Source organism: Thalassotalea piscium (assembly GCF_030295935.1).
GTDB classification, from domain to species: Bacteria; Pseudomonadota; Gammaproteobacteria; order Enterobacterales; family Alteromonadaceae; genus Thalassotalea_B; species Thalassotalea_B piscium.
Genome location: NZ_AP027362.1, coordinates 1,126,217 through 1,146,006 on the forward strand (window position 1 = coordinate 1,126,217; position 19,790 = coordinate 1,146,006).

General features: G+C 37.1%; 20 protein-coding genes and 1 pseudogene. 10 read left to right on the forward strand and 11 right to left on the reverse strand.

The window, feature by feature from the left end:
• Positions 1 to 36: 36 nt before the first annotated feature.
• The 4 genes from pyrG (at position 37) to QUD79_RS04775 (ending at position 4,186) form a co-directional block, all read left to right on the forward strand.
• Positions 37 to 1,674 (forward strand): CTP synthase, encoded by a 1,638-nt coding sequence (pyrG, locus tag QUD79_RS04755; RefSeq protein WP_184423740.1) that lies wholly within the window; start codon positions 37 to 39, stop codon positions 1,672 to 1,674.
• Between the two features lie 118 nt (positions 1,675 to 1,792).
• The gene (gene eno / locus QUD79_RS04760; RefSeq protein WP_184423739.1) at positions 1,793 to 3,091 is read left to right on the forward strand and encodes a phosphopyruvate hydratase; all 1,299 of its coding nucleotides are present in this window, start codon (positions 1,793 to 1,795) and stop codon (positions 3,089 to 3,091) included.
• Between the two features lie 91 nt (positions 3,092 to 3,182).
• Positions 3,183 to 3,632, forward strand: a complete 450-nt coding sequence (locus tag QUD79_RS04765; RefSeq protein ID WP_184423738.1) for a GyrI-like domain-containing protein — start codon at positions 3,183 to 3,185, stop codon at positions 3,630 to 3,632.
• Positions 3,633 to 3,994: 362 nt separating this feature from the next.
• On the forward strand, positions 3,995 to 4,186 hold the full coding sequence (locus QUD79_RS04775; RefSeq protein WP_221435162.1) for a DUF3565 domain-containing protein: 192 nt from the start codon (positions 3,995 to 3,997) through the stop codon (positions 4,184 to 4,186).
• Positions 4,187 to 4,319: 133 nt separating this feature from the next.
• On the opposite strand, the gene QUD79_RS04780 is transcribed toward QUD79_RS04775, so the two are convergent.
• The 4 genes from QUD79_RS04780 to QUD79_RS04795 form a co-directional block, all read right to left on the reverse strand.
• Complete coding sequence (locus QUD79_RS04780) at positions 4,320 to 4,508, reverse strand: hypothetical protein (protein ID WP_221435161.1); 189 nt, start codon at positions 4,506 to 4,508, stop codon at positions 4,320 to 4,322.
• A gap of 23 nt (positions 4,509 to 4,531) precedes the next feature.
• Positions 4,532 to 4,774, reverse strand: a complete 243-nt coding sequence (locus QUD79_RS04785; protein WP_184423834.1) for a hypothetical protein — start codon at positions 4,772 to 4,774, stop codon at positions 4,532 to 4,534.
• Positions 4,775 to 4,822: 48 nt separating this feature from the next.
• Positions 4,823 to 5,797 carry a methylenetetrahydrofolate reductase gene (locus tag QUD79_RS04790; RefSeq protein WP_184423736.1) on the reverse strand — a complete coding sequence of 325 codons (975 nt, stop codon included), beginning with the start codon at positions 5,795 to 5,797 and terminating at the stop codon, positions 4,823 to 4,825.
• A gap of 259 nt (positions 5,798 to 6,056) precedes the next feature.
• Entirely contained in the window at positions 6,057 to 7,019 is a 963-nt protein-coding gene (locus QUD79_RS04795) for a tRNA-dihydrouridine synthase (RefSeq protein ID WP_246454918.1), read from the reverse strand.
• 138 nt (positions 7,020 to 7,157) lie between these two features.
• Here QUD79_RS04795 and QUD79_RS04800 point away from each other — a divergent pair, with 138 nt between their 5' ends.
• Positions 7,158 to 7,784, forward strand: coding sequence for an HvfA family oxazolone/thioamide-modified RiPP metallophore (locus QUD79_RS04800; protein WP_350226575.1), 627 nt, complete (start codon positions 7,158 to 7,160; stop codon positions 7,782 to 7,784).
• 319 nt (positions 7,785 to 8,103) lie between these two features.
• Complete coding sequence (locus tag QUD79_RS04805) at positions 8,104 to 8,766, forward strand: SDR family oxidoreductase (RefSeq protein WP_184425016.1); 663 nt, start codon at positions 8,104 to 8,106, stop codon at positions 8,764 to 8,766.
• A 17-nt stretch (positions 8,767 to 8,783) separates the two neighbouring features.
• On the opposite strand, the pseudogene QUD79_RS04810 reads toward QUD79_RS04805, so the two are convergent.
• Positions 8,784 to 9,524: pseudogene (locus QUD79_RS04810) on the reverse strand (dienelactone hydrolase family protein); the annotation flags it as partial.
• A 259-nt stretch (positions 9,525 to 9,783) separates the two neighbouring features.
• Entirely contained in the window at positions 9,784 to 9,960 is a 177-nt protein-coding gene (locus tag QUD79_RS04815; RefSeq protein ID WP_221435222.1) for a hypothetical protein, read from the reverse strand.
• Between the two features lie 504 nt (positions 9,961 to 10,464).
• Between QUD79_RS04815 and QUD79_RS04820 the strand changes: the two genes are divergently transcribed.
• Positions 10,465 to 10,815, forward strand: coding sequence for an MGMT family protein (locus QUD79_RS04820; RefSeq protein ID WP_184425014.1), 351 nt, complete (start codon positions 10,465 to 10,467; stop codon positions 10,813 to 10,815).
• A 13-nt stretch (positions 10,816 to 10,828) separates the two neighbouring features.
• Here QUD79_RS04820 and QUD79_RS04825 read toward each other — a convergent pair whose 3' ends face one another.
• Positions 10,829 to 11,617 carry an SDR family oxidoreductase gene (locus QUD79_RS04825; RefSeq protein ID WP_184425012.1) on the reverse strand — a complete coding sequence of 263 codons (789 nt, stop codon included), beginning with the start codon at positions 11,615 to 11,617 and terminating at the stop codon, positions 10,829 to 10,831.
• Positions 11,618 to 11,874: 257 nt separating this feature from the next.
• Between QUD79_RS04825 and QUD79_RS04830 the strand changes: the two genes are divergently transcribed.
• A complete protein-coding gene (locus QUD79_RS04830; protein ID WP_184425010.1) occupies positions 11,875 to 12,648 on the forward strand; it encodes an alpha/beta fold hydrolase in 774 nt (257 codons plus the stop codon).
• A gap of 74 nt (positions 12,649 to 12,722) precedes the next feature.
• Here QUD79_RS04830 and QUD79_RS04835 read toward each other — a convergent pair whose 3' ends face one another.
• On the reverse strand, positions 12,723 to 13,178 hold the full coding sequence (locus tag QUD79_RS04835; RefSeq protein ID WP_184425008.1) for an Hsp20 family protein: 456 nt from the start codon (positions 13,176 to 13,178) through the stop codon (positions 12,723 to 12,725).
• 293 nt (positions 13,179 to 13,471) lie between these two features.
• A complete protein-coding gene (tpx, locus tag QUD79_RS04840) occupies positions 13,472 to 14,107 on the reverse strand; it encodes a thiol peroxidase (RefSeq protein ID WP_184425006.1) in 636 nt (211 codons plus the stop codon).
• Positions 14,108 to 14,272: 165 nt separating this feature from the next.
• Between tpx and QUD79_RS04845 the strand changes: the two genes are divergently transcribed.
• Positions 14,273 to 15,379, forward strand: coding sequence for a response regulator (locus tag QUD79_RS04845; protein WP_184425004.1), 1,107 nt, complete (start codon positions 14,273 to 14,275; stop codon positions 15,377 to 15,379).
• A 2-nt stretch (positions 15,380 to 15,381) separates the two neighbouring features.
• Complete coding sequence (locus QUD79_RS04850) at positions 15,382 to 16,365, forward strand: GGDEF domain-containing protein (protein ID WP_184425002.1); 984 nt, start codon at positions 15,382 to 15,384, stop codon at positions 16,363 to 16,365.
• A gap of 137 nt (positions 16,366 to 16,502) precedes the next feature.
• On the opposite strand, the gene QUD79_RS04855 is transcribed toward QUD79_RS04850, so the two are convergent.
• Together QUD79_RS04855 and lnt are read right to left on the reverse strand one after the other, a co-directional pair.
• Entirely contained in the window at positions 16,503 to 18,152 is a 1,650-nt protein-coding gene (locus QUD79_RS04855) for an amidohydrolase (protein WP_184425000.1), read from the reverse strand.
• A 69-nt stretch (positions 18,153 to 18,221) separates the two neighbouring features.
• Positions 18,222 to 19,775 carry an apolipoprotein N-acyltransferase gene (lnt, locus tag QUD79_RS04860; RefSeq protein ID WP_184424998.1) on the reverse strand — a complete coding sequence of 518 codons (1,554 nt, stop codon included), beginning with the start codon at positions 19,773 to 19,775 and terminating at the stop codon, positions 18,222 to 18,224.
• Positions 19,776 to 19,790: the final 15 nt, after the last annotated feature.

A 19,790-nucleotide genomic window follows, 5' to 3' on the forward strand; every position in this document is an offset into this window, starting at 1 on the left:
GCGCAAAATTCTGTTTTTCCTGACTCTGGGTATCGCATGACAACTAGATATATATTTGTAACGGGTGGTGTAGTTTCATCTCTTGGTAAAGGCATTGCTGCTGCCTCTTTAGCTGCAATTCTTGAAGCGCGTGGTTTAAAAGTAACCATGCTTAAACTAGACCCTTATATCAATGTAGACCCAGGGACAATGAGCCCTATTCAACATGGTGAAGTATTTGTTACTGAAGATGGTGCTGAAACCGATCTTGATTTAGGTCATTACGAGCGTTTTATTCGCACCAAAATGACCAAGCGTAATAACTTTACCACTGGCCGTATTTACCAAGATATTTTAGCGCGTGAGCGCAGAGGTGAGTTTTTAGGTGCTACTATTCAAGTTATTCCTCATATCACTAATGATATAAAACGTAGGGTATTTGAAGGAGCTGAAGGCTTTGACGTTGCCATGGTTGAAATTGGCGGTACGGTAGGAGATATTGAATCGCAACCATTCTTAGAAGCTATTCGCCAATTAGGCACAGAGCTAGGGCGCGAACGAGCAATGTTTATGCACTTAACTTTAGTGCCTTACCTAGCAACTTCAGGTGAAATAAAAACAAAACCAACGCAGCATTCAGTAAAAGAGTTGCGTTCTATTGGTATATTTCCTGATATTTTGGTGTGCCGCAGTGAAGTAACTATTCCAGCAAATGAAAAAGCTAAAATCGCATTATTTACTAATGTTGAAGAGCGTGCGGTTGTCGCACTGCGTGATGTTGACAGTATTTACAAAATTCCTGCCATTTTAAAATCACAAGGCACCGACGAAATTGTGTGTAAGCGTTTTGGTCTTGACTTACCTGAGGCTGATTTAAGTGAGTGGGAAAAGGTACTATATCAAGAAGCTAATTCAGTGGGTGAAGTAGTTATTGGTATGGTGGGTAAATATATTGAATTACCTGATGCTTATAAGTCTGTTAACGAAGCATTGAAACATGCAGGTATTAAGAACCAAGTCGCAGTTAAAATTAAGTATATAGACTCTCAAGATGTTGAATCTAAAGGGCTTGATATGTTTAAAGATGTTGACGCTATATTAGTGCCTGGTGGGTTTGGTGAACGAGGTGTTGAAGGTAAAATTACCGCAGTAAAATATGCCCGTGAAAACAAAATACCTTATCTAGGTATCTGTTTAGGAATGCAAGTAGCATTAATTGAATATGCGCGTAATGTCGCCGGTTTAACTAATGCACATAGTACCGAATTTGATACGCAAACTGCTTACCCTGTAGTTGGTTTAATTAATGAATGGTTAGATGAGCAAGGTAAAGTGGAATATCGCTGTGAAAAATCTGATCTAGGGGGCACTATGCGTTTAGGCTCTCAGTTGTGCCACCTTGTGAAAGGTACCAAGGTTTATGACGTATATGGCAGTGAAACAATTTTTGAAAGACACCGTCACCGTTATGAGGTAAATAATAACTACCGAGATCAATTAAGTCAGGCTGGCTTAGTATTTTCAGGTTTATCTACCGATAAATCATTAGTTGAGGTCATTGAAATACCTGATCACCCATGGTTTATTGCGGGGCAGTTTCATCCAGAGTTTAATTCAACTCCACGCGATGGACACCCATTATTTGAGAGCTTTATTGCTGCTACTTATGCAGAGCAGAGAAAGAAGTCTAGCTAATAATAGATTTAAAAACCGTGGCATTGTCGCGGTTTTATTTTTTTACGCCTTGGTGTAACCAAGATTATATAAAATATGTTGTTCATCAGCGCTATGAACATTAATTCGAGGAAGAATAATGGCGAATATTAGTAAAATAATTGCACGTGAAATAATGGACTCTCGCGGTAATCCTACCGTTGAAGCCGATGTTTATTTAGAGACAGGTGCTTGGGGCCGTGCAGCTTCTCCTTCAGGAGCGTCAACTGGTTCGCGTGAAGCACTAGAGCTACGAGATGGTGATAAAGCGCGTTATTTAGGTAAGGGCGTGTTAAAAGCCGTTGCAGCTATAAATAACGATATTGCCACAGCATTAATTGGAAAAAACTCATTAGAACAAGCATCTATTGATCAAATAATGATTGATTTAGATGGCACTGAAAATAAAGAAAAATTTGGTGCTAATGCTATTCTTGCCGTTTCTCTTGCAAACGCAAAAGCAGCTGCAATGGAAAAGAAAGTACAATTATTTGAACATATCGCAGACTTAAATGGCACCTCTGGCCAATATTCTTTACCTCTACCTATGATGAATATTATTAACGGTGGTGAACATGCCGATAATAATGTTGATATTCAAGAGTTTATGATTCAACCTGTTGGTGCTAAAAGCTTTAAAGAGGCCCTGCGTATGGGCGCTGAAATCTTTCATGCACTGAAAAAAGTACTGTCTTCAAAAGGGATGAGTACAGCCGTTGGTGATGAAGGTGGTTTCGCGCCAAACTTAGCGTCGAATGCGGAAGCATTGGCTGTTATTAAAGTAGCAACAGCGGCAGCTGGTTATGAATTAGGTAAAGATGTTACTTTAGCACTTGATTGTGCTGCATCTGAGTTTTATAACGCTGAAAAAGGTATTTACGATCTTACCGGTGAAGGAAAGCAATTTACCGCTAACGAATTTTCTGACTTTTTAGCTAGCCTTTGTGAAGAATACCCAATTGTTTCAATTGAAGATGGCTTAGATGAATCTGATTGGGATGGTTTTAAATACCAGACCGACTTGTTAGGCGATAAAGTACAAATTGTAGGTGATGACTTATTTGTAACTAATACAAAAATTTTAGCACGTGGTATTGAGCAAGGCATTGGTAACTCAATTTTAATTAAATTTAACCAAATTGGTTCACTAACAGAGACGTTAGCTGCAATTAAAATGGCAAAAGATGCAGGTTTTACTGCAGTAATCTCTCATCGCAGTGGTGAAACTGAAGATGCTACAATTGCCGACTTAGCAGTGGGCACTGCAGCAGGGCAAATAAAAACAGGCTCTTTATGCCGCTCTGATCGTGTTGCTAAATATAACCAATTGTTACGTATTGAAGAGTACTTAGGTGATAAAGCTATTTTTAACGGTCTGTCAGAAGTTAAAAGTCAGTAGCATTTATCTCTGCTGTTAAGTAATAAAAGCCAGTTAATTTTTTAACTGGCTTTTTAGTTTTTACAAGTTTTGCTTTATGGATGGAAATATAATGGAAATAAGACAAGTTGCCGAAAAAGTTATCACGGGGATAACAACAAGAACTGATAACGTTACCGAAATGAACCCTAATACAGGTAAAATAGGAACTTTATGGCAAACTTTTGATAATAGCGTGCCTGTTGATTATAAACATGGTGAAAGAGTGTATGGTGTTTATTCTGATTATGAGTCTGATCATACTGGAAAATTTACTGTACTAGCTGGTTTTGATGGTGTTTCGTTCCCCGAACTTCCAAATCTAGAGCAAATAACTATTGAAAGTGGTAAATACCTTGTATTTACTTATAAAGGTGAAATGCCTCAAATAGCTATAGATGCATGGACTGAGGTTTGGCAATATTTTACTAGCGATAAAGCTAAACACGAAAGGCTTTATACTACTGATTTTGAATATTACCCAAGCGGAGAGCAAATAGAGGTTCATATAGCGATTAAATAACAAACGGTACATTCGTCACAAAAGTTAAATACCATAAACAGGTAAAATAAATGATCTCAAATAAACACCACAAAATTGTTTTTTCATTTTTATGGCATTATTAATGTCGGGAATTATGTCATTTGTTATTAGTGTCTTTAATGTTGGTTTATACCCAAGCCACCTCAAGATGCAGAATTCAGCGTTTCACAGGTACCTAATAGCTCGCTATTAGGTACGCAAACTTGCCTTGAATTAAGAAAAACTATCAAGCTAGTGAGTGGCTACAGCCACAAATCTAGCAATTTCAGGGCATTAACATATCTCTTAACCCGAGCTAAGGTTACTTAACTTATCTCGAATTCAGGTTATTTAGGCTAAGTATGATAAAACAGGCAATTGTAGGTTATCAAAAAGATGAGGAAGATCATTGGGTGGCGATTCTTAAATGTGGCCATAACCAACACGTAAGACATATTCCACCGTTTATTTCTAGGCCATGGGTGATGTCATTAGCAGGCCGTAATTCAATGCTAGGTCATGAGCTTTTATGCAAAAAGTGTTATACCAAATAATCTTGTTTAAACTCTGCTTACCTTTGCTAGTTAACGTATACCATAAGAGGGTTTTGTTCTGATATATTGTGACAACAAAAAAACAAAAGTAAGCAAGTGGTATCCCTTTATTAGAATAAACTAGAATTATAGTTTAGTGTTGTTGAGATAAAAATAGATGATAGTTGTTTGCACCAAAGTAACGTACAGATTTTTTAAGTGTAACTTTTTTGGCAATTAGTTGTTCGTCAGAGTAAATTTTAATAACTTGTTTCTCGCCATTACGATCTGTTTCGTAGGTATGGTTGTCATTTAAGCGGAGATCGTCAAACTCCGTTTTCATGATTAATTTCACGCTAGATTCTCTTAAAGCTTATTAATTTCTTGTTGAACGCTATAGCCTTCATCGGTCACAATTTTCTCTAGTACTTTTATGCGCTCTTCCAAAGAGTTAACTTGGTTTTTTAAGGTAATATTACTTTCATCAATTTTGCTATTATGATTAAGTGTCCTCTCTTTAAACTCTAAGTGTTTTTTATACATATCAAAAATCACTCCAAAGCCAACAGATATAAATACAATGAGTACTACCATTGTTGTGCCAGTCATCATTTAGTCCTTTTTTATTATAATTGACTAAGCATAAATGCTATTGCTTTATTTAAGCAAGTTATTGAGCTCAAATTTTGCTAAATAATTATCCATTGTAGAGCGTAAAAGTTTATAAAGTAAGATTGAGCCGTCTATTTCTTCTTTTCTATTTGTTAAACTTTCTATATTTAACCCTAATGGCAAATTATAGGGTAATACGGCATCAAGTATCTGGTGTAAGCTGTTATGACAAATACGAATTGACTCAAGTAGTGGCTTGTCTGCATTTAAAATTCTAAGCGTGGTTGCTTCAGGTACATTAACACCTAACCATTCAATAAAGGCTAACGTTTTATCACTCCCACAAGGAGAGAAAGTTAAAATGATACGTTGGGGCTTTAAACCTTGTTTCTTACACTCAATGGCGTAGCGGGTTAATAAGTCGATGGTTGCTTGGGGATCGTAAATAGCTTGAGATATAAAGAACTTACATCCTTGTAAATGTTTTTCAATTAAACGTTGATGTTCGTTACCTTTACTGGAATGCCTTTCAGCAATTGTTACACCGCCAATAAAGAAATCATTGTTATTACTAACTAAGCTTTTGTAGGCATCTGCTAAAGGCAGTTTAACATTATTATTTTTTGAAGGGCTGCCAACTAATACAATGTCGCGAACACCATATTTGTGCCAAGCTTCGTCTGCCCAATGGTTAAATGTTTCTGCACTAGACTGTATTACACTTTTATAGGTAATAACGGGTCTCTCAGATTTTTTGTTGAGAAGCGCAGCATAATGACGTGGATCATGGGTTGATTTAAATGGAAACGGGCGCGGCTTTTTAGTGCGTGAGTTTTCATCTTGAATGTCATAAACAATTAGGCCATCAAAGTCGATATCACTAACGCGTTGTAAAAGTTTTTCGGCAATTGCGTCGACTAACTCTGGGGGGGTATCACTTTTTGGTGGTGTTGTTCCTATAAAGTATACACCGCGGCTATTGTCGTTATATCGAGCCCTTAATTCTGAATCGTTAATCACTTGTAAATACCATTATGAACGTCTAGACGGCTATACTAGCATTTAAATTATTACAATGTCTTCATCTTTTATAATTAATTGTTAGGGTCTGAAGTTTATAAGACTACCCAACAGAAAAGTCATGAAGGTGCGAAAACATCAGAGGCCAGAGGTAGCTCCTCAATTCGAGCCCGTATATAAGCAAGCATCTAATTTATTTTAAACCTTTTCTTTTTGAAATTAACGGAGTTCATTTAGCCCAAGTAAAATAACGAAACTTCTATTTCTGCAAATTATTAATCGCGTGGATTATGTCTTCCTTATTTTTTAGGGTTTTAATATCATTAAATAACCAATCAGCTTCATTAAACATAAGCTTTAAATACCGTAGCCATTGTTTTACACGGCTTGAAAAATAGAAGCTTTTATCTCCATTAAGTTCTAACTGAGCAAAGTGTTTAATTAGTTCACACAATTGTGGCCATGTCATTTGCTGTTGATTAAGTTTAATGACATTAGCCAAGTTCGGCATCGCAAGTGCGCCACGGCCAAGCATTAAATTTTTAGTGCCCGACTCTTTCATGCATTGCAGCGCATTCTCTTTCGTCCAAATCTCTCCATTAGCGAATAGTTCAATCGGATATTTCTTACTAATATCACCAATTAAATGCCAGTAGGCGGGAGGGCGGTAACCATCAGACTTTGTGCGGGCATGAATAGTGAGCTGATTAGCATTTGCCGATACTACTGCACTAACGATTTCATCAAGTAAGTTATTATCATCAAAGCCAAGTCGAATTTTTGCTGAGACAGTAGCTGTTGTAGGTAAAGCTTGTTTCACAGCTAACACTATTTGATAAATATCTTCAGGGGTTTTTAATAAAATAGCACCACCTTTACTTTTATTAACCGTTTTAGCAGGGCAACCAAAGTTAATATCAATGCCATGAGAGCCCAATTCTATCGCTTTTATAGCATTTTCAGCCATCCACTGAGGGTGCTGCCCTAAGAGTTGAACTCTTATTGGTGTGTTACTTTTGGTATAGCCTATGTTGGCTAACTCTGGGCAAACTTTATGGTATATATGTGTTGGAACAAGCTTATCTACTACGCGAATAAATTCTGCAATACAAAAGTCGTAACAATTTATTGATGTTAAAATTTCGCGCATTGTTGCGTCAGCTACACCTTCCATAGGCGCAAGCACGACTTTGTTTACTGACAGCATTTTATTATTAGACATATTAATCGCTTTGGCATAAAGTTATATCATCCCCTAGGTGTGTTTTTTAAATTTTTTGAAATTTATATCTGCAGATCAAGGTCAATGTAAATAGCTATTAATTTCAGTAGTGATTATATTTAAAATTAAAAAGGAAATATGATGAATATTATAAAAAAATCTTCACTTGCTGTTTTATTAAGCATTTTTGCTCTTTCTTCAGTGGTCAGCAATCTTGCGAAGGCTGAGTCTAACCCATTTGAATCACAAGGTGTTATTGTTAGTGTGGATCAAGAGCAGAAAGACAAATGTGGTGAAGGCAAGTGTGGCGAAGCCAAAATGAAAGCGCACAAAGGTAAGTGCGGCGAAGCCAAAATGAAAGAAATGAAAGGTAAATGTGGTGAAGGCAAGTGTGGCGAAGCTAAAATGAAAGCGCACAAAGGTAAGTGCGGCGAAGCCAAAATGAAAGAGATGAAAGGCAAATGTGGTGAAGGCAAGTGTGGCGAAGCTAAAATGAAAGCGCACAAAGGTAAGTGCGGCGAAGCCAAAATGAAAGAGATGAAAGGTAAATGTGGTGAAGGCAAGTGTGGCGAAGCCAAAATGAAAGCGCACAAAGGTAAGTGCGGCGAAGCCAAAATGAAAGAGATGAAAGGTAAATGTGGTGAAGGCAAGTGTGGCGAAGCTAAAATGAAAGCGCACAAAGGTAAGTGCGGCGAAGCCAAAATGAAAGAGATGAAAGGTAAATGTGGCGAAGCAAAAGAGAAATCTAAAAAGTGCGGTGGCTAATCAATTTACAAATCAATTTGTATTAATAAAAGCCATCGCGAAGATGGCTTTTTTAATGGCTTAATTTTGCGAATTCTATCAATAGAAATAATTTATACCAATCTCACTAACTATGTGAACATTTCTACTGGCTAACACAGTCAACTACTGCGTTATTTATTTTATAATTATCGCTACAAGGATGTAGCTTATGTGGGCAATGCTGGAGCATAATTGCCCTGAACAACTAGTTATGAAAATAAATGCCTTGTATTTGACTGTTTTCACTGCGTATAAAATAGCTCACTTAATTAATGAAACTGATATTAAAGGATTTACCATGAAAAATATTGTTATCACTGGCGCTAATAGAGGTATAGGCCTCGCGCTAACAACGTTATTTCAGCAGCAAGGTGATAATGTATATGCATTATGCCGAACCAGCTCAGAAGCGTTAAATGCATTAAAGGTTAATATAATAACTGGAGTCGATGTTGTTAGCCCTAAAGGAATGTCGGTAATAAAAGATGAGCTCAAAGGGGTTACTATTGATATCTTAATTTGTAATGCTGGAATTTTAAGAGACGAACAATTAGGTAATATCAACTCTGACACTATACGAGAACAATTTGAAGTTAATGCACTCGCGCCTTTATTAATAGCAGAGGCACTTTACCAGCAAATTCCCGCACAAGGTAAAGTTGTTATGATCACTTCACGCATGGGCTCGATAACTGATAATACGTCAGGTGGACGTTATGGTTACCGTATGTCTAAAGCGGCATTGAATGCCGCTGCGGTGTCACTTACCAATGATCTTACTCCTCATGAGATTGCTGTCGGTATATTCCACCCAGGTTATGTACAGACTGATATGGTTAATCATAGTGGTGATATTAGCGCAAATGAGTGTGGTCAGCGTTTAGTCACCCTTATTAATCAGCTATCAATGAAAGATAGTGGTGTTTTTAGGCATTCAAATGGTGCTATTTTACCTTGGTAATGTTCTAAGCCTAAAAGTCAGCTTGATAAATGTTTAGAAAAAAAACTTATTGTACGTTGCCAAGCAAGTTCAGCATTCGCTTTATCATATCGAGCGGTAGAGTCATTATGAAAGCCATGCTTTGCGTTTTTGTAAATGTACATTTGATAGGGAACATTAAAGCTTTTGAGGTCATTTTCATAATCGTGCCATGTATTGTTTACTCGCTCGTCTAACTCAGCGAGTTGCACTAAAAGTGGTGCTTTAATGTTTTTTCTTAGTAATTGTAGTGCAGGTGTACCATAAAAAGGTACGCCTGCGCTTATTAAGTCTGACTCTACGGCTGCAAGGTAATTGACAATGTAATCACCAAAACAAAAACCGACTGCACCGAGTTTTCCATTTCCTTTAGGGTGAGTTTTAAGAAATTTGGCTGCAGCAATAAAATCTTGCTGTATTTTCTCTGGATCTAACGATTTTTGCATTGCCCTGCCTTCATCGTCATTACCTGGATACCCCCCGATCGAAAATAGTGCGTCTGGTGCAAATGCTAGGTAACCCGCTTTAGCTAAACGCCTTGCTACATCTTTAATATAAGGGTTAAGCCCACGATTTTCATGGATCACTAATACAAGTGGTAAATTTTTAATGTGTTTAGTTGGTGAAACTAAGTACCCACTTCCTTTGCCATGTCCTTGTGGGGAGTTAAATGTTGCATAAGTCGCTTTTATATCATCATCGTTAAAAGACACTTGCTCAGCTAGCGTATAATTAGGTAACCTGAGTTCTGGATAACGGATGTACGACCAACACCGATAAAGTTATGTTTTTCAATTGCTTATTATAAAAAATCGTATTTGCTTATGTAGTTATATATCAATGTTATAAGTGTTGAGTGAATCAAGGCAAGTTTGCGTACCTAATAGCGAGCTATTAGTAGCAAATTAACGGTTTTTTAGTTCCAGACAAAAACCAAGTACCTACGTCCATGCAGGCAACGCAGATACGCGCAAAAATCGTGACATTGACGTGCTTAGCTTATCCAGAACTCAGGTTAGGTAGTAAAGCTGAGGTTAATACAGTCAAAGAGTAGCCAACTGCAACCAGCGTTCCTAGCTTTGCCATAAAGGCTCGTCTATCCATGCCGCCATGTGCATATTCGTCGTACCAATTAAAGGCTTCTTGCGGAATTTCATTTACTTTAGTTTTGGACATGATATTTCCTTTACAATAATGACTAGAGCGTGTTGATCTTTCGAGTACAAATTAAACATGATTTAATTGAGGCGCAGCCAATAAAGTGTAGTTATTCTACATTAATGAGCTAGACAGCTTCCGCGTCCTGCTCACGCTAAGCACCTACTTCCGTGTAGGCACAGCTTCCGCGTCCTGCTCACGCTAAGTACCTACTTCCGTGTAGGCACAGCTTCCGCGTCCTGCTCACGCTAAGTACCTACTTCCGTGTAGGCAACGAAAGTAAATCATGTTTAAACGTATACGTAGGACAGCGTCTCTTTGGTTTTTCTACAGCGTTTTCACTTTTTTATGGGGAACAACCCCATTACATAAGTTCAGCCTTGTATAAACACCAAATAAATCGCTGCAAAAATGTACAGTAAAAATAAACGCACTCTAGTTTACTGTTGAGCTTAGCGCATTTTTCATACTTTACATTAGCGCTGTTATAATAAAATAGCGATATATTATTAGGGAAGTTCATTGAATAAACATTATCAGCAAATATGGCAAACAGTGCAGTTGATCCCTAAAGGCAAAGTGGCGAGCTATGGACAAATCGCTGATTTAGCTGGTTTACCTGGTAAAGCTAGGTTAGTGGGAAGATCGTTAGGGCTTGTCCCTACTAAGGGGTGGAATAATAATGAAGTACCTTGGTATCGAGTAATTAATTCGCAAGGTAAAATTTCATTTCCTGTGGGTAGTGAGTTATTTGAAAAACAAAAAGAGCTATTACTAGAAGAGCAAGTAGTGGTAATAGGCGCAAAAATCAAACTTACCGAATTTCAATGGCAGCCTGATCTTGCGCAACTTTTATTTCAATTAAAGTTTTAGTTTTATTGATAAGCTACAAAGACGAAGTTCTACCGCCATCAACAGGGAGATTGATACCTGTTATATAGCTTGCAGAAGGTGAAGCTAAAAAAGCGGCAGCGTAGGCAAACTCTTCTGGCGTTGCAAATCGGCGCATAGGGATAAGTGCTTTTTCATTATCAGCAGCTTGAGCAAAAGAGATATTTTGCTTCTTTGCCTTGCCATCTATAATTGCTTCTAGTCGACCTGTGGCTGTTGCTCCTGGTAGTACATTATTAACCGTAATACCAAACTCACCTAGTTCATTTGCAAGTGTTTTTGCCCAACTTGCTACCGCACCTCTGATTGTGTTTGATACACCTAAACCAGGTAAAGGTTGTTTTACTGAAGTTGAAATTACATTAATGATACGACCATAACCTTGCTTTTTCATATAAGGAATTACGGCTTGTACTAAGTGGTGGTTAGTGATTAAGTGAAGGTTAAACGCTTCAATAAAACTCACTGCACTTGCCGTATTTGCAGGTCCTGGTGCAGGGCCTCCAGTATTATTAATTAATATCTCATATCCACCATTATTCTTTATATTGTTTTTTATCACCGAGCTTACTTTTTCAGGTTCATTAAAATCTGCAATTAATACCTGATGTTGCTGACTTTTTGATGTATCTAAAATCGCAATAACTTTATCTAAGCTTTCTTTGTTTCTAGCGAAAAGCGTAACACTGGCGCCTAAAAGTGCGAGTTCAATTGCACATGCTCTTCCTATGCCTTGGCTACTGCCGCAAACTAAGGCACGCTTATTGGTTAAATCAATATTCATACTAATCCCTATTTTTGTAACGTACAAAACGCTCACTTTAATGATAAAGTCCGAGGTAAGATGGTATATATTATTCGGACGAATAATTTTAGTTTTTAAATAGCTTACTCGGAATTGCCTATCATATCGCAAATAGTGGAATCAGCAAGGTTGTGCAGGAAATAGCGATAAACTTGATTATGTTTTGACAATTCAAACAGGTGTTTCATAATGCATAATTAATTAGCCAAAAGGTTTAACAGGAGTAGCTAGAACTAATGACAACACTACCCAAAGGTGTCTATATATCAGGGCAGGGTCCTGCAATTGTATTTTTACATTCATCTTTAAGTACAGCGAAACAATGGATACCACTTATTAACCACCTAAAAGATAAGTTTACGTGTATTAATATTGATATTTTAGGTTATGGTAATGCTGATAAAGTAATTGATGAAGCTAACTACGACTTTAACGTTGAGTTAACTCGTATACGGTTAATATTAGCTCATTGTATTGCTGAGCAACCTTACCACCTAGTTGGCCACTCTTGTGGTGGTGCTATCGCGCTTAAGTTGGCGGTGGAGCAACCCAATCAATTATTAAGCTTGTCTTTATATGAGCCAGTTGCTTTTCATTTATTAACTAAAGGTTCTGCTGAAAGAGAAGAAGCAGACAGCTTCGCTTTTAAAGTTGCTGATCTTTCAAATGAGCAAGCAGCGCAATTATTTACCGATTTTTGGAATAGTAAAGGATTTTTTAATAAATTACCGGCAAAGCTTCAGGCAATGATGGCAGCCGACATGCAAAAGGTTAATTTAGACTTTAAAGGATTAATTTCAGAAAGCTATCAACTAACTGATTTAGCGGCTATTACTTGCAAAGCAACACTATACTCTGGTTTACAAAGTCCACATTTGAGCCAGTTTCTGGCTGAAAAAATTGCTAATGCCTTGCCCAATGGTTATTTATGCCAACTTGAAGCAGGACACATGGGCCCAATAAATCAAGCAGAATTAGTATTAAAAGAAATGGCTGAGCGAATAGGATAAAGTGTAGGTAAAAAAAAGCCCAACAATATGTTGGGCAAAAAAAACACTTAGGGAAGAGAAATTAATTCAAAATATTACTTACTTTTTCCTTCTAATAAGCTTTTACCATTAATTGCAATTTTTCTTGGTTTTAAGGCTTCTGGTATTTCTCTTTTTAAGTCGATATGGAGCAAACCATTCTCCATGAAGGCACCAATTATTTTTACATGGTCACCTAGTTGAAATTTTCGTTCAAAGCTTCGCTCTGCAATTCCTTGATGTAAAAATTTTCGTTCGCTTGGTTCTTTATTAGCGGCTTTTGTACCGGTAACAATTAAATTATTATCTTTAGACTCAATATCTAGTTCGCTTTCAGCAAAGCCTGCTAATGCCATGGTAATACGATATTCGTCGTCGGCAAGCAATTCAATATTATAAGGGGGGTAAGATGATTGTTTATCAGCACGTGAGGCTTTGTCCATCATACTGGCTAAGTGATCGAAACCAATAAATGAGCGGTAAAGTGGGCTGAAATCTGTATTTGTACGCATAATTCATATCCTATTTATTTAGCAATATAAAGTTTTTATACAGTGATAACTTTGAAAGTTGTCCAACCATGATTGGGTGCGACAATAGAGTTAATACTGTAAATTTAATGCCTTTCATAAAGAACAGGCGGTTAATGTAATCCCTCTAGGGCGACTACATAATAAGAGATGGGATTGAACTAGAAAGTTTCAAGGAATAAGTTGAATTTTTTCTCACTTTTCATTTAAGTTACTGAATTTAAAGTTATTATACTTTATTTAAATTCAGTAACTGGGGAGGTGCTAATTATTCTCTAGTGATTTTTTGGCTCACCCGCCATTTTTTGATCTGGGCTTAATGCTTTTAAAGTCGCTAAAGCCATTTCATAGTTAGGGTGATCTGAAATGTTTGGTACCAATTCTTTATAAGCAATTTTACCTGAGGTATCAATGATAAAAATAGAACGAGTTAGCAAACCCATATCTTTGATCAGGATGCCATACTTTGTGGCAAAGTCTCGCCAAACACTATCAGATAATACGGTTATTTTATCTATATTTTCAGCTTTACAAAAACGCTTTTGTGCAAAGGGTAGGTCATTACTAATCGTCAAAATTTGAATATCTTTTGGTAAGTTGGCGACTTCTTCATTAAAACGTTTGGTTTGGATGGAACAAACGCCCGTATCTAAACTTGGGACTGCTGAAATTAGTACAATTTTATCAGAGTAGTCTGAAAGGTTAACAGGAACAAAGCTCTCATTAACCACTTTAAACATAGGGGCTTCGTCACCTACATTTACTTGGTACCCAAGCAAGGTGATATATTTGTCACCAGCTTTTACTAGGTTATTGCTTTGAGGCAGCTCTTCATTAAGTAATGATGAAGCAAAAGTTGCGGAATTGTAAATAATAAGTAATGCAATACAGACAATTTGTGATAAATTCATAGATAGTACTTTATTCGTATTTGATTGATTTAGCTTACCCTTCAATAAAAAAAAATGCTATATAATAGTGATTAATTTCAAATTTTAGCTATTGTTATGATTAAGGAAAATAATTTATTTTTATACTACACCCATTCACTTACATTGTTTTAAAGAAGTTTTAATATGTCTACTCCGCTTTTAATTTGTGATGATTCAAATATGGCGCGCAAGCAAGTAGCGCGTTCTTTACCTGATGGCTGGGATGTCGATATCAGTTTTGCTACTAATGGCTCAGAAGGGATTGAAGCGATTAAAGCGGGTAAGGGAGATGTTCTTTTACTTGATTTAAATATGCCGGTAATGGATGGATATCAAGTATTAGAAACTATTGTTGCTCAAGATTTACCCACATTAGTTATTGTTATTTCTGGCGATATTCAGCCCGAGGCCCATCAAAGAGTTACTAGTTTAGGCGCTTTAGATTTTATAAAAAAGCCAGTAAGTAAGGAAAAGCTAACCGAGATATTAGCGACTTATGGTATTTATAAAGCTACTGCCCACGACGAAAATAATGTTGTAGCTAGCAGTGAAGTGGAAGCGCTTAAACCTACAGAAAAAATTACATTAAAACCGCTGACTGAAGCTGCTGCAAAAAAGCCCGAAGAATCTATTAATAAAAAACCGCAACAAGAATACCTCGATCATGACATTAGAGATTGCTATCAAGAAATAGCAAATGTTGCAATGGGGCGTGCAGGAGACTTATTAGCTCGATTATTAAATGTTTTTGTGGTGCTACCTATCCCAAACGTAAACTTAATTGAAGTAAGTGAATTAAGCATGGCGCTTTCAGCAGTTGAGCGACATGAAAGTACTTCAGGTATTTGCCAAGGCTTTATTGGTGCTGGCGTTTCTGGTGAGGCGTTATTAATTTTAAATGATTCTAGCTTTAAAGATATTGCTTCATTGATGAACTACCAGTACGAAGTAGATGAAAGCGCTGAGCTAGAATTATTAATGGACTTAGCCAATGTATTAATAGGTGCTTGTTTAAGTGGGGTATCTGAACAACTGGATATGTCTTTTAGCCAAGGGCATCCGGTGGTACTTGGACAACATCGAAAAATATCAGAACTTATTGCCTCTAATGCTAACCGTTGGCGGAGGACCTTGGCAATTGAAATCAGCTATAGTATAGAAAATTACTCAATAAAGTGTGATTTATTGCTTCTTTTTACTGAAGAGTCAATGAACACTTTAAATAATAAATTAGCGTATTTGTTGGATTAATTATGTCGTTAGAAACAGAACAAATTAATGAGTTACATTGGCTAATGGAAATGCTGCACACTATTGATGTGGGCTTAGTTGTATTAGACAGAGATTATCATATTCAGATTTGGAATGGTTTTATGGAAAACCATAGCGGCTTGCTACCACGAGAAGTTAAAGGTAAGTTTTTATTCGACTTATTTGATGAAATTTCTCAGGAATGGTTTGTGAGAAAAGCGGAATCTGTGTTCTTATTAAAAAATAAAGCGTTTACCATTTGGGAGCAACGTTCGTACTTGTTTCGTTTTCAAAATTATCGACCAATTACTGGAACGGCCGATTTTATGTATCAGAATACGACGTTCATCCCATTAATGTCTGCTACGGGTGAAGTCACACATTTATGCTTGATCGTGTATGACGTTACCGATATGGCCGTGCATAAAAAAGAGTTAGAAAAAGCAAATAAAGAGCTCGCAATTTTAAGCCAAACTGACGGGCTAACGAAACTATTTAATCGCACGCATTGGGAAACTTGCTTACAAGCAGAATATAAGCGTTGGTTGCGCAGTCAGCATGCGAGCTGCTTAGTGATGTTAGATATAGACCATTTTAAAAGTGTTAACGATACCTACGGTCATATGGTCGGTGACGAGGTTATTCGTCATATTTCTGGGTTGATCAGAAAACATGTGCGTGAAACTGATATTTCTGGAAGGTACGGTGGTGAGGAGTTTGCAATTTTGCTGGCTGATACTACGCTAGAAAATGGTAAGGTGTTTGCTGAACGTTTAAGGTCAGCGATAGAAAAATCAGTCGTTAAATATAATGATATTGATTTAAAGTACACGATATCATTGGGTATTGCAGAGGTTAACCCATCTATTTCAAATTATGAAACATGGATAGAATGCGCAGATGCTGCCTTATATATGTCTAAAGAAGCAGGTAGAAATAGAACAACGCTATACCCAAATGGAGCTAGAATAAATGATCAGCCTTAATGTGCTTAGGTTCAGCTTTTGCTTCAATTTAATCTAAATTAAGTTTGCGGCTATTAGCTTTATCTACTAGTCGCAAACCTCCACTTTTTTAATTCAATGCTCATATTTTGTTCGCATAAGCACATCTCCAACACAGGTTATTTGCTATAGACGTGTCGGCCATTTACCCAAGTATCAGATACTTCAATTTTCCAAATATCTTGCTCTGGCATAGTAAAGTAGTCGTTTTCAATTAGAATAAAATCAGCTTTTTTGCCAGCTTCTAAACTACCAATTATTTTTTCTTGATGCCCCGAGTAAGCAGCATCTATAGTAAAGCTTTTGAGAGACTCTAAACGTGTCATTTTCTCTTCTGGAAACCAACCACCTTCAGGTAGATTTACTTTATCTTGGCGTGTAACAGAGGCATGTAAGCCAAAAAATGGATTAGCAGACTCTACAGGAAAATCTGAACCAGCTGCTATTATGGCTTTAGCATTTAACAGTTTACGCCACGCATAAGCACCTAAAATTCGCTGCTCGCCTATTCTATCTTGTGCCATATTTTTATCACTAGTGGCATGTGTAGCCTGCATAGCGGCTATTACTCCCAATTGATTAAAACGCGGAATATCTGAGAGCTGCAGTATTTGAGCATGTTCAATACGATGGCGTAATGCTTTTGTTTTTGTCTTTTTAATGAGTTTTTCGTATAAGTCTAGCGTGATTGTGTTGGCATTATCACCGATAGCATGGGTGTTAACTTGAAAGCCGGCATTCATGGCTGTTTCTATATAGCGAGTTAAGCTTTCTGTATCGTGAAGTAAAAGTCCTTTATGACCTGAATGATCAGAGTAATCTTCAATCAATGCTGCGCCTCTACTGCCTAATGCACCGTCTGCTTGAATCTTTACACTATTAAGTGCAAACATATCGCTTTGGCTTTTGTAATGTCCACCCTTTAAAGTTTCTTGCCAATTGTTTGATGGTAGGTAAAGCATTGCGTTAATGCGAATTGGCATCGCTTTTTCTTGAGCTAATTCTTTAAATAGTGCAATGTTATTGTTATCTATACCTGCATCATGAACGCTGGTTAGCCCCATTGACACTAAACTGTCCATTGCTTTTTTAAGCGCAAACTTTTGTTGTTCTTTATTTAATTCAGGTACTTCAGCGTTAATCAAATCCATTGCATTATCAATAAAAACGCCGGTTGGTTGACCATTTTTATCTTTTATTATCTCGCCACCATCCGGCGAAAGAGTGTTAGCAGTGATACCTGCTAATTTCATTGCTTTACTGTTAGCCCAACCGGCATGCCCATCAACACGCTTTAACCAAACGGGTTGATCAGGAAATACCTTATCTAGGCTAGCAGCTGTAGGAAAACTGTTACTTTCCCACTGAACTTGGTTCCAACCTCGGCCATGCACCCACACTAAATTCGGGTTCTTTTTTGCATACGCTAAGGTACGGCTTACGGCTTCTTGCTCACTTGCAGTGTTAACTAAGTCAGCGTTAAGTAAGCTTAAACCGTAACCTAAAACATGGCCGTGAGAGTCGATTAGTCCAGGAAGCATTGTTTTTCCTTGGCCGTTAATTACTCTAATACGGCTATCATTTATCAGTGGCTCTTCCTTGGTGTATATCTTTTCAATTTTATCGTCAGTAAATTGAATAGCATGGAATGTTTGAAGCTTGTTGTTATTGATTGAGTAACCTTTAACATTATTTATGATAGTGGTTTGTGAAAATACAGACCCTATGAAAGCTAATGGTATTAACGGAATTAGTTTGTTGAACGTCATAATTTTTAGTTGCTTTTATTTAACGGTGGACTAAATATTAGCATGTAATTGATTAGAAAATACGACCTTTTATTTGTTATCTTGACGTTTGATTATGAGCAGATGGAAAATAATATATACACTGAGGTAGGCGGCAATGAGCAACCAAGTTATGTAAGGAGCAATACTCTGGTACGGGGTGCTTCCTCTGACTAAATCTACTTTACCCTTTAAAACAAGTTGTTGAAATTGCGGTAATTGTTGTTGAATATTACCGTTGTGGTCGATAATCGCTGTAACACCGTTGTTAGTACTTCTTAATACTGGGCGAGCAAACTCTAAAGCACGCATACGTGCAATCTCTAAATGCTGATGTGGTCCGTGGGAGTCACCAAACCAAGCATCGTTACTTACTGTTAATATCATATCGGTTTGATTGGTAAAATTTGCGGCAAGTTGTTCGGGAAAGGCTATTTCAAAGCAAATTAGTGGTAAAAGATGTAGTCCTTGCGCAACAATGTTGCTTTGAATATAGTCTCCGCGTGAAAATGAAGACTGTGCCAAGTTAAATAGGGGGGCAAGTGGTCTTAGTAAGTCTCCAAATGGTACAAATTCGCCAATGGGGAGTAAATGATTTTTATAATAGCGATTACTATTATTATAATAATAACTCCCTTCCATATCCTCTTTATGTTTTAAGCCTAATACAACTAAACTATTGTAAGATTCACGAGATTCAAAGTTATAATTGATGATCCCTGTTATTATTGTGCTTTTGTTTAGCGTCGCAGATCGATTAGCAATATCAAGAAACTCTTGAGTAGAAACTAGAGGCTCTATTCCTGTAATTGCTGATTCAGGCCAAATAATGAGGTCTGCATCATAATTTTCTTTCGTTAGGGTTAAATATTTCATCATACTTGGCCATTGCTGATCTTGTTCCCACTTGAGCTCTTGCTCAACATTGCCTTGTACTAATGCCGTGCTTATTGATTTACCCGTTAATATTCCCCATTGTTGAGTGTTACTCCATAAAACTAAAGCAAAAATGAGCGTTATTCCAGCAGCGGGTTTAATACGCTGTAATGGCTGTAATAATGTGACCACTAATATACTGAGTAATACTATTACAAAGGTTATACCAATTTCCCCAATAATAGGTGCAAGGGCAGCTAGAGGCCCATCTATTTGGCTGTAACCTATTGAAAGCCATGGAAAACCCGTCAATAAATTAGCTCTTAACCATTCGCATAATAGCCAAGTAATGGGTAGTAAGAACAAATTTAGTTGTTGTTTTGTATTAAATTTAACACTTAGATAGCAAGCAAGGGCAGGAAAAAGTGCCAAATAGGCAGCAAGCATTAACATTAATAATAATGACACTACAATAGGTGTGCCACCAAAACGATCTATACAAACATAAACCCAACTAAGACCAGCAAGGAACCACCCAAGTCCAAAGTAAAAGCCGTGGTTAAATGCAGATTTACCTGCAATACTTTTTAGTTTATAAAACCATAAAGGAAATATAACTAAGGTTATCCACCACTGTGAAAAAGGCGCGTAAGCAAACAATAGGCAAAGCCCTAAAATAAAGCTTTGCCCATAAGTTTTTATAGTAGTTAAATTAACGTTAGATAACATGAATACTTGCTATGT

Bases quoted from the DNA above. Each gene is read 5' to 3' on its own strand.
- pyrG (WP_184423740.1), top strand. From the start codon at position 37: ATGACAACTAGATATATATTTGTAACGGGTGGTGTAGTTTCATCTCTT.
- eno (WP_184423739.1), top strand. From the start codon at position 1,793: ATGGCGAATATTAGTAAAATAATTGCACGTGAAATAATGGACTCTCGC.
- QUD79_RS04765 (WP_184423738.1), top strand. From the start codon at position 3,183: ATGGAAATAAGACAAGTTGCCGAAAAAGTTATCACGGGGATAACAACA.
- QUD79_RS04775 (WP_221435162.1), top strand. From the start codon at position 3,995: ATGATAAAACAGGCAATTGTAGGTTATCAAAAAGATGAGGAAGATCAT.
- QUD79_RS04780 (WP_221435161.1), bottom strand. From the start codon at position 4,508: ATGAAAACGGAGTTTGACGATCTCCGCTTAAATGACAACCATACCTAC.
- QUD79_RS04785 (WP_184423834.1), bottom strand. From the start codon at position 4,774: ATGACTGGCACAACAATGGTAGTACTCATTGTATTTATATCTGTTGGC.
- QUD79_RS04795 (WP_246454918.1), bottom strand. From the start codon at position 7,019: ATGTCTAATAATAAAATGCTGTCAGTAAACAAAGTCGTGCTTGCGCCT.
- QUD79_RS04800 (WP_350226575.1), top strand. From the start codon at position 7,158: ATGATGAATATTATAAAAAAATCTTCACTTGCTGTTTTATTAAGCATT.
- QUD79_RS04805 (WP_184425016.1), top strand. From the start codon at position 8,104: ATGAAAAATATTGTTATCACTGGCGCTAATAGAGGTATAGGCCTCGCG.
- QUD79_RS04815 (WP_221435222.1), bottom strand. From the start codon at position 9,960: ATGTCCAAAACTAAAGTAAATGAAATTCCGCAAGAAGCCTTTAATTGG.
- QUD79_RS04825 (WP_184425012.1), bottom strand. From the start codon at position 11,617: ATGAATATTGATTTAACCAATAAGCGTGCCTTAGTTTGCGGCAGTAGC.
- QUD79_RS04830 (WP_184425010.1), top strand. From the start codon at position 11,875: ATGACAACACTACCCAAAGGTGTCTATATATCAGGGCAGGGTCCTGCA.
- QUD79_RS04835 (WP_184425008.1), bottom strand. From the start codon at position 13,178: ATGCGTACAAATACAGATTTCAGCCCACTTTACCGCTCATTTATTGGT.
- tpx (WP_184425006.1), bottom strand. From the start codon at position 14,107: ATGAATTTATCACAAATTGTCTGTATTGCATTACTTATTATTTACAAT.
- QUD79_RS04845 (WP_184425004.1), top strand. From the start codon at position 14,273: ATGTCTACTCCGCTTTTAATTTGTGATGATTCAAATATGGCGCGCAAG.
- QUD79_RS04850 (WP_184425002.1), top strand. From the start codon at position 15,382: ATGTCGTTAGAAACAGAACAAATTAATGAGTTACATTGGCTAATGGAA.
- QUD79_RS04855 (WP_184425000.1), bottom strand. From the start codon at position 18,152: ATGACGTTCAACAAACTAATTCCGTTAATACCATTAGCTTTCATAGGG.
- lnt (WP_184424998.1), bottom strand. From the start codon at position 19,775: ATGTTATCTAACGTTAATTTAACTACTATAAAAACTTATGGGCAAAGC.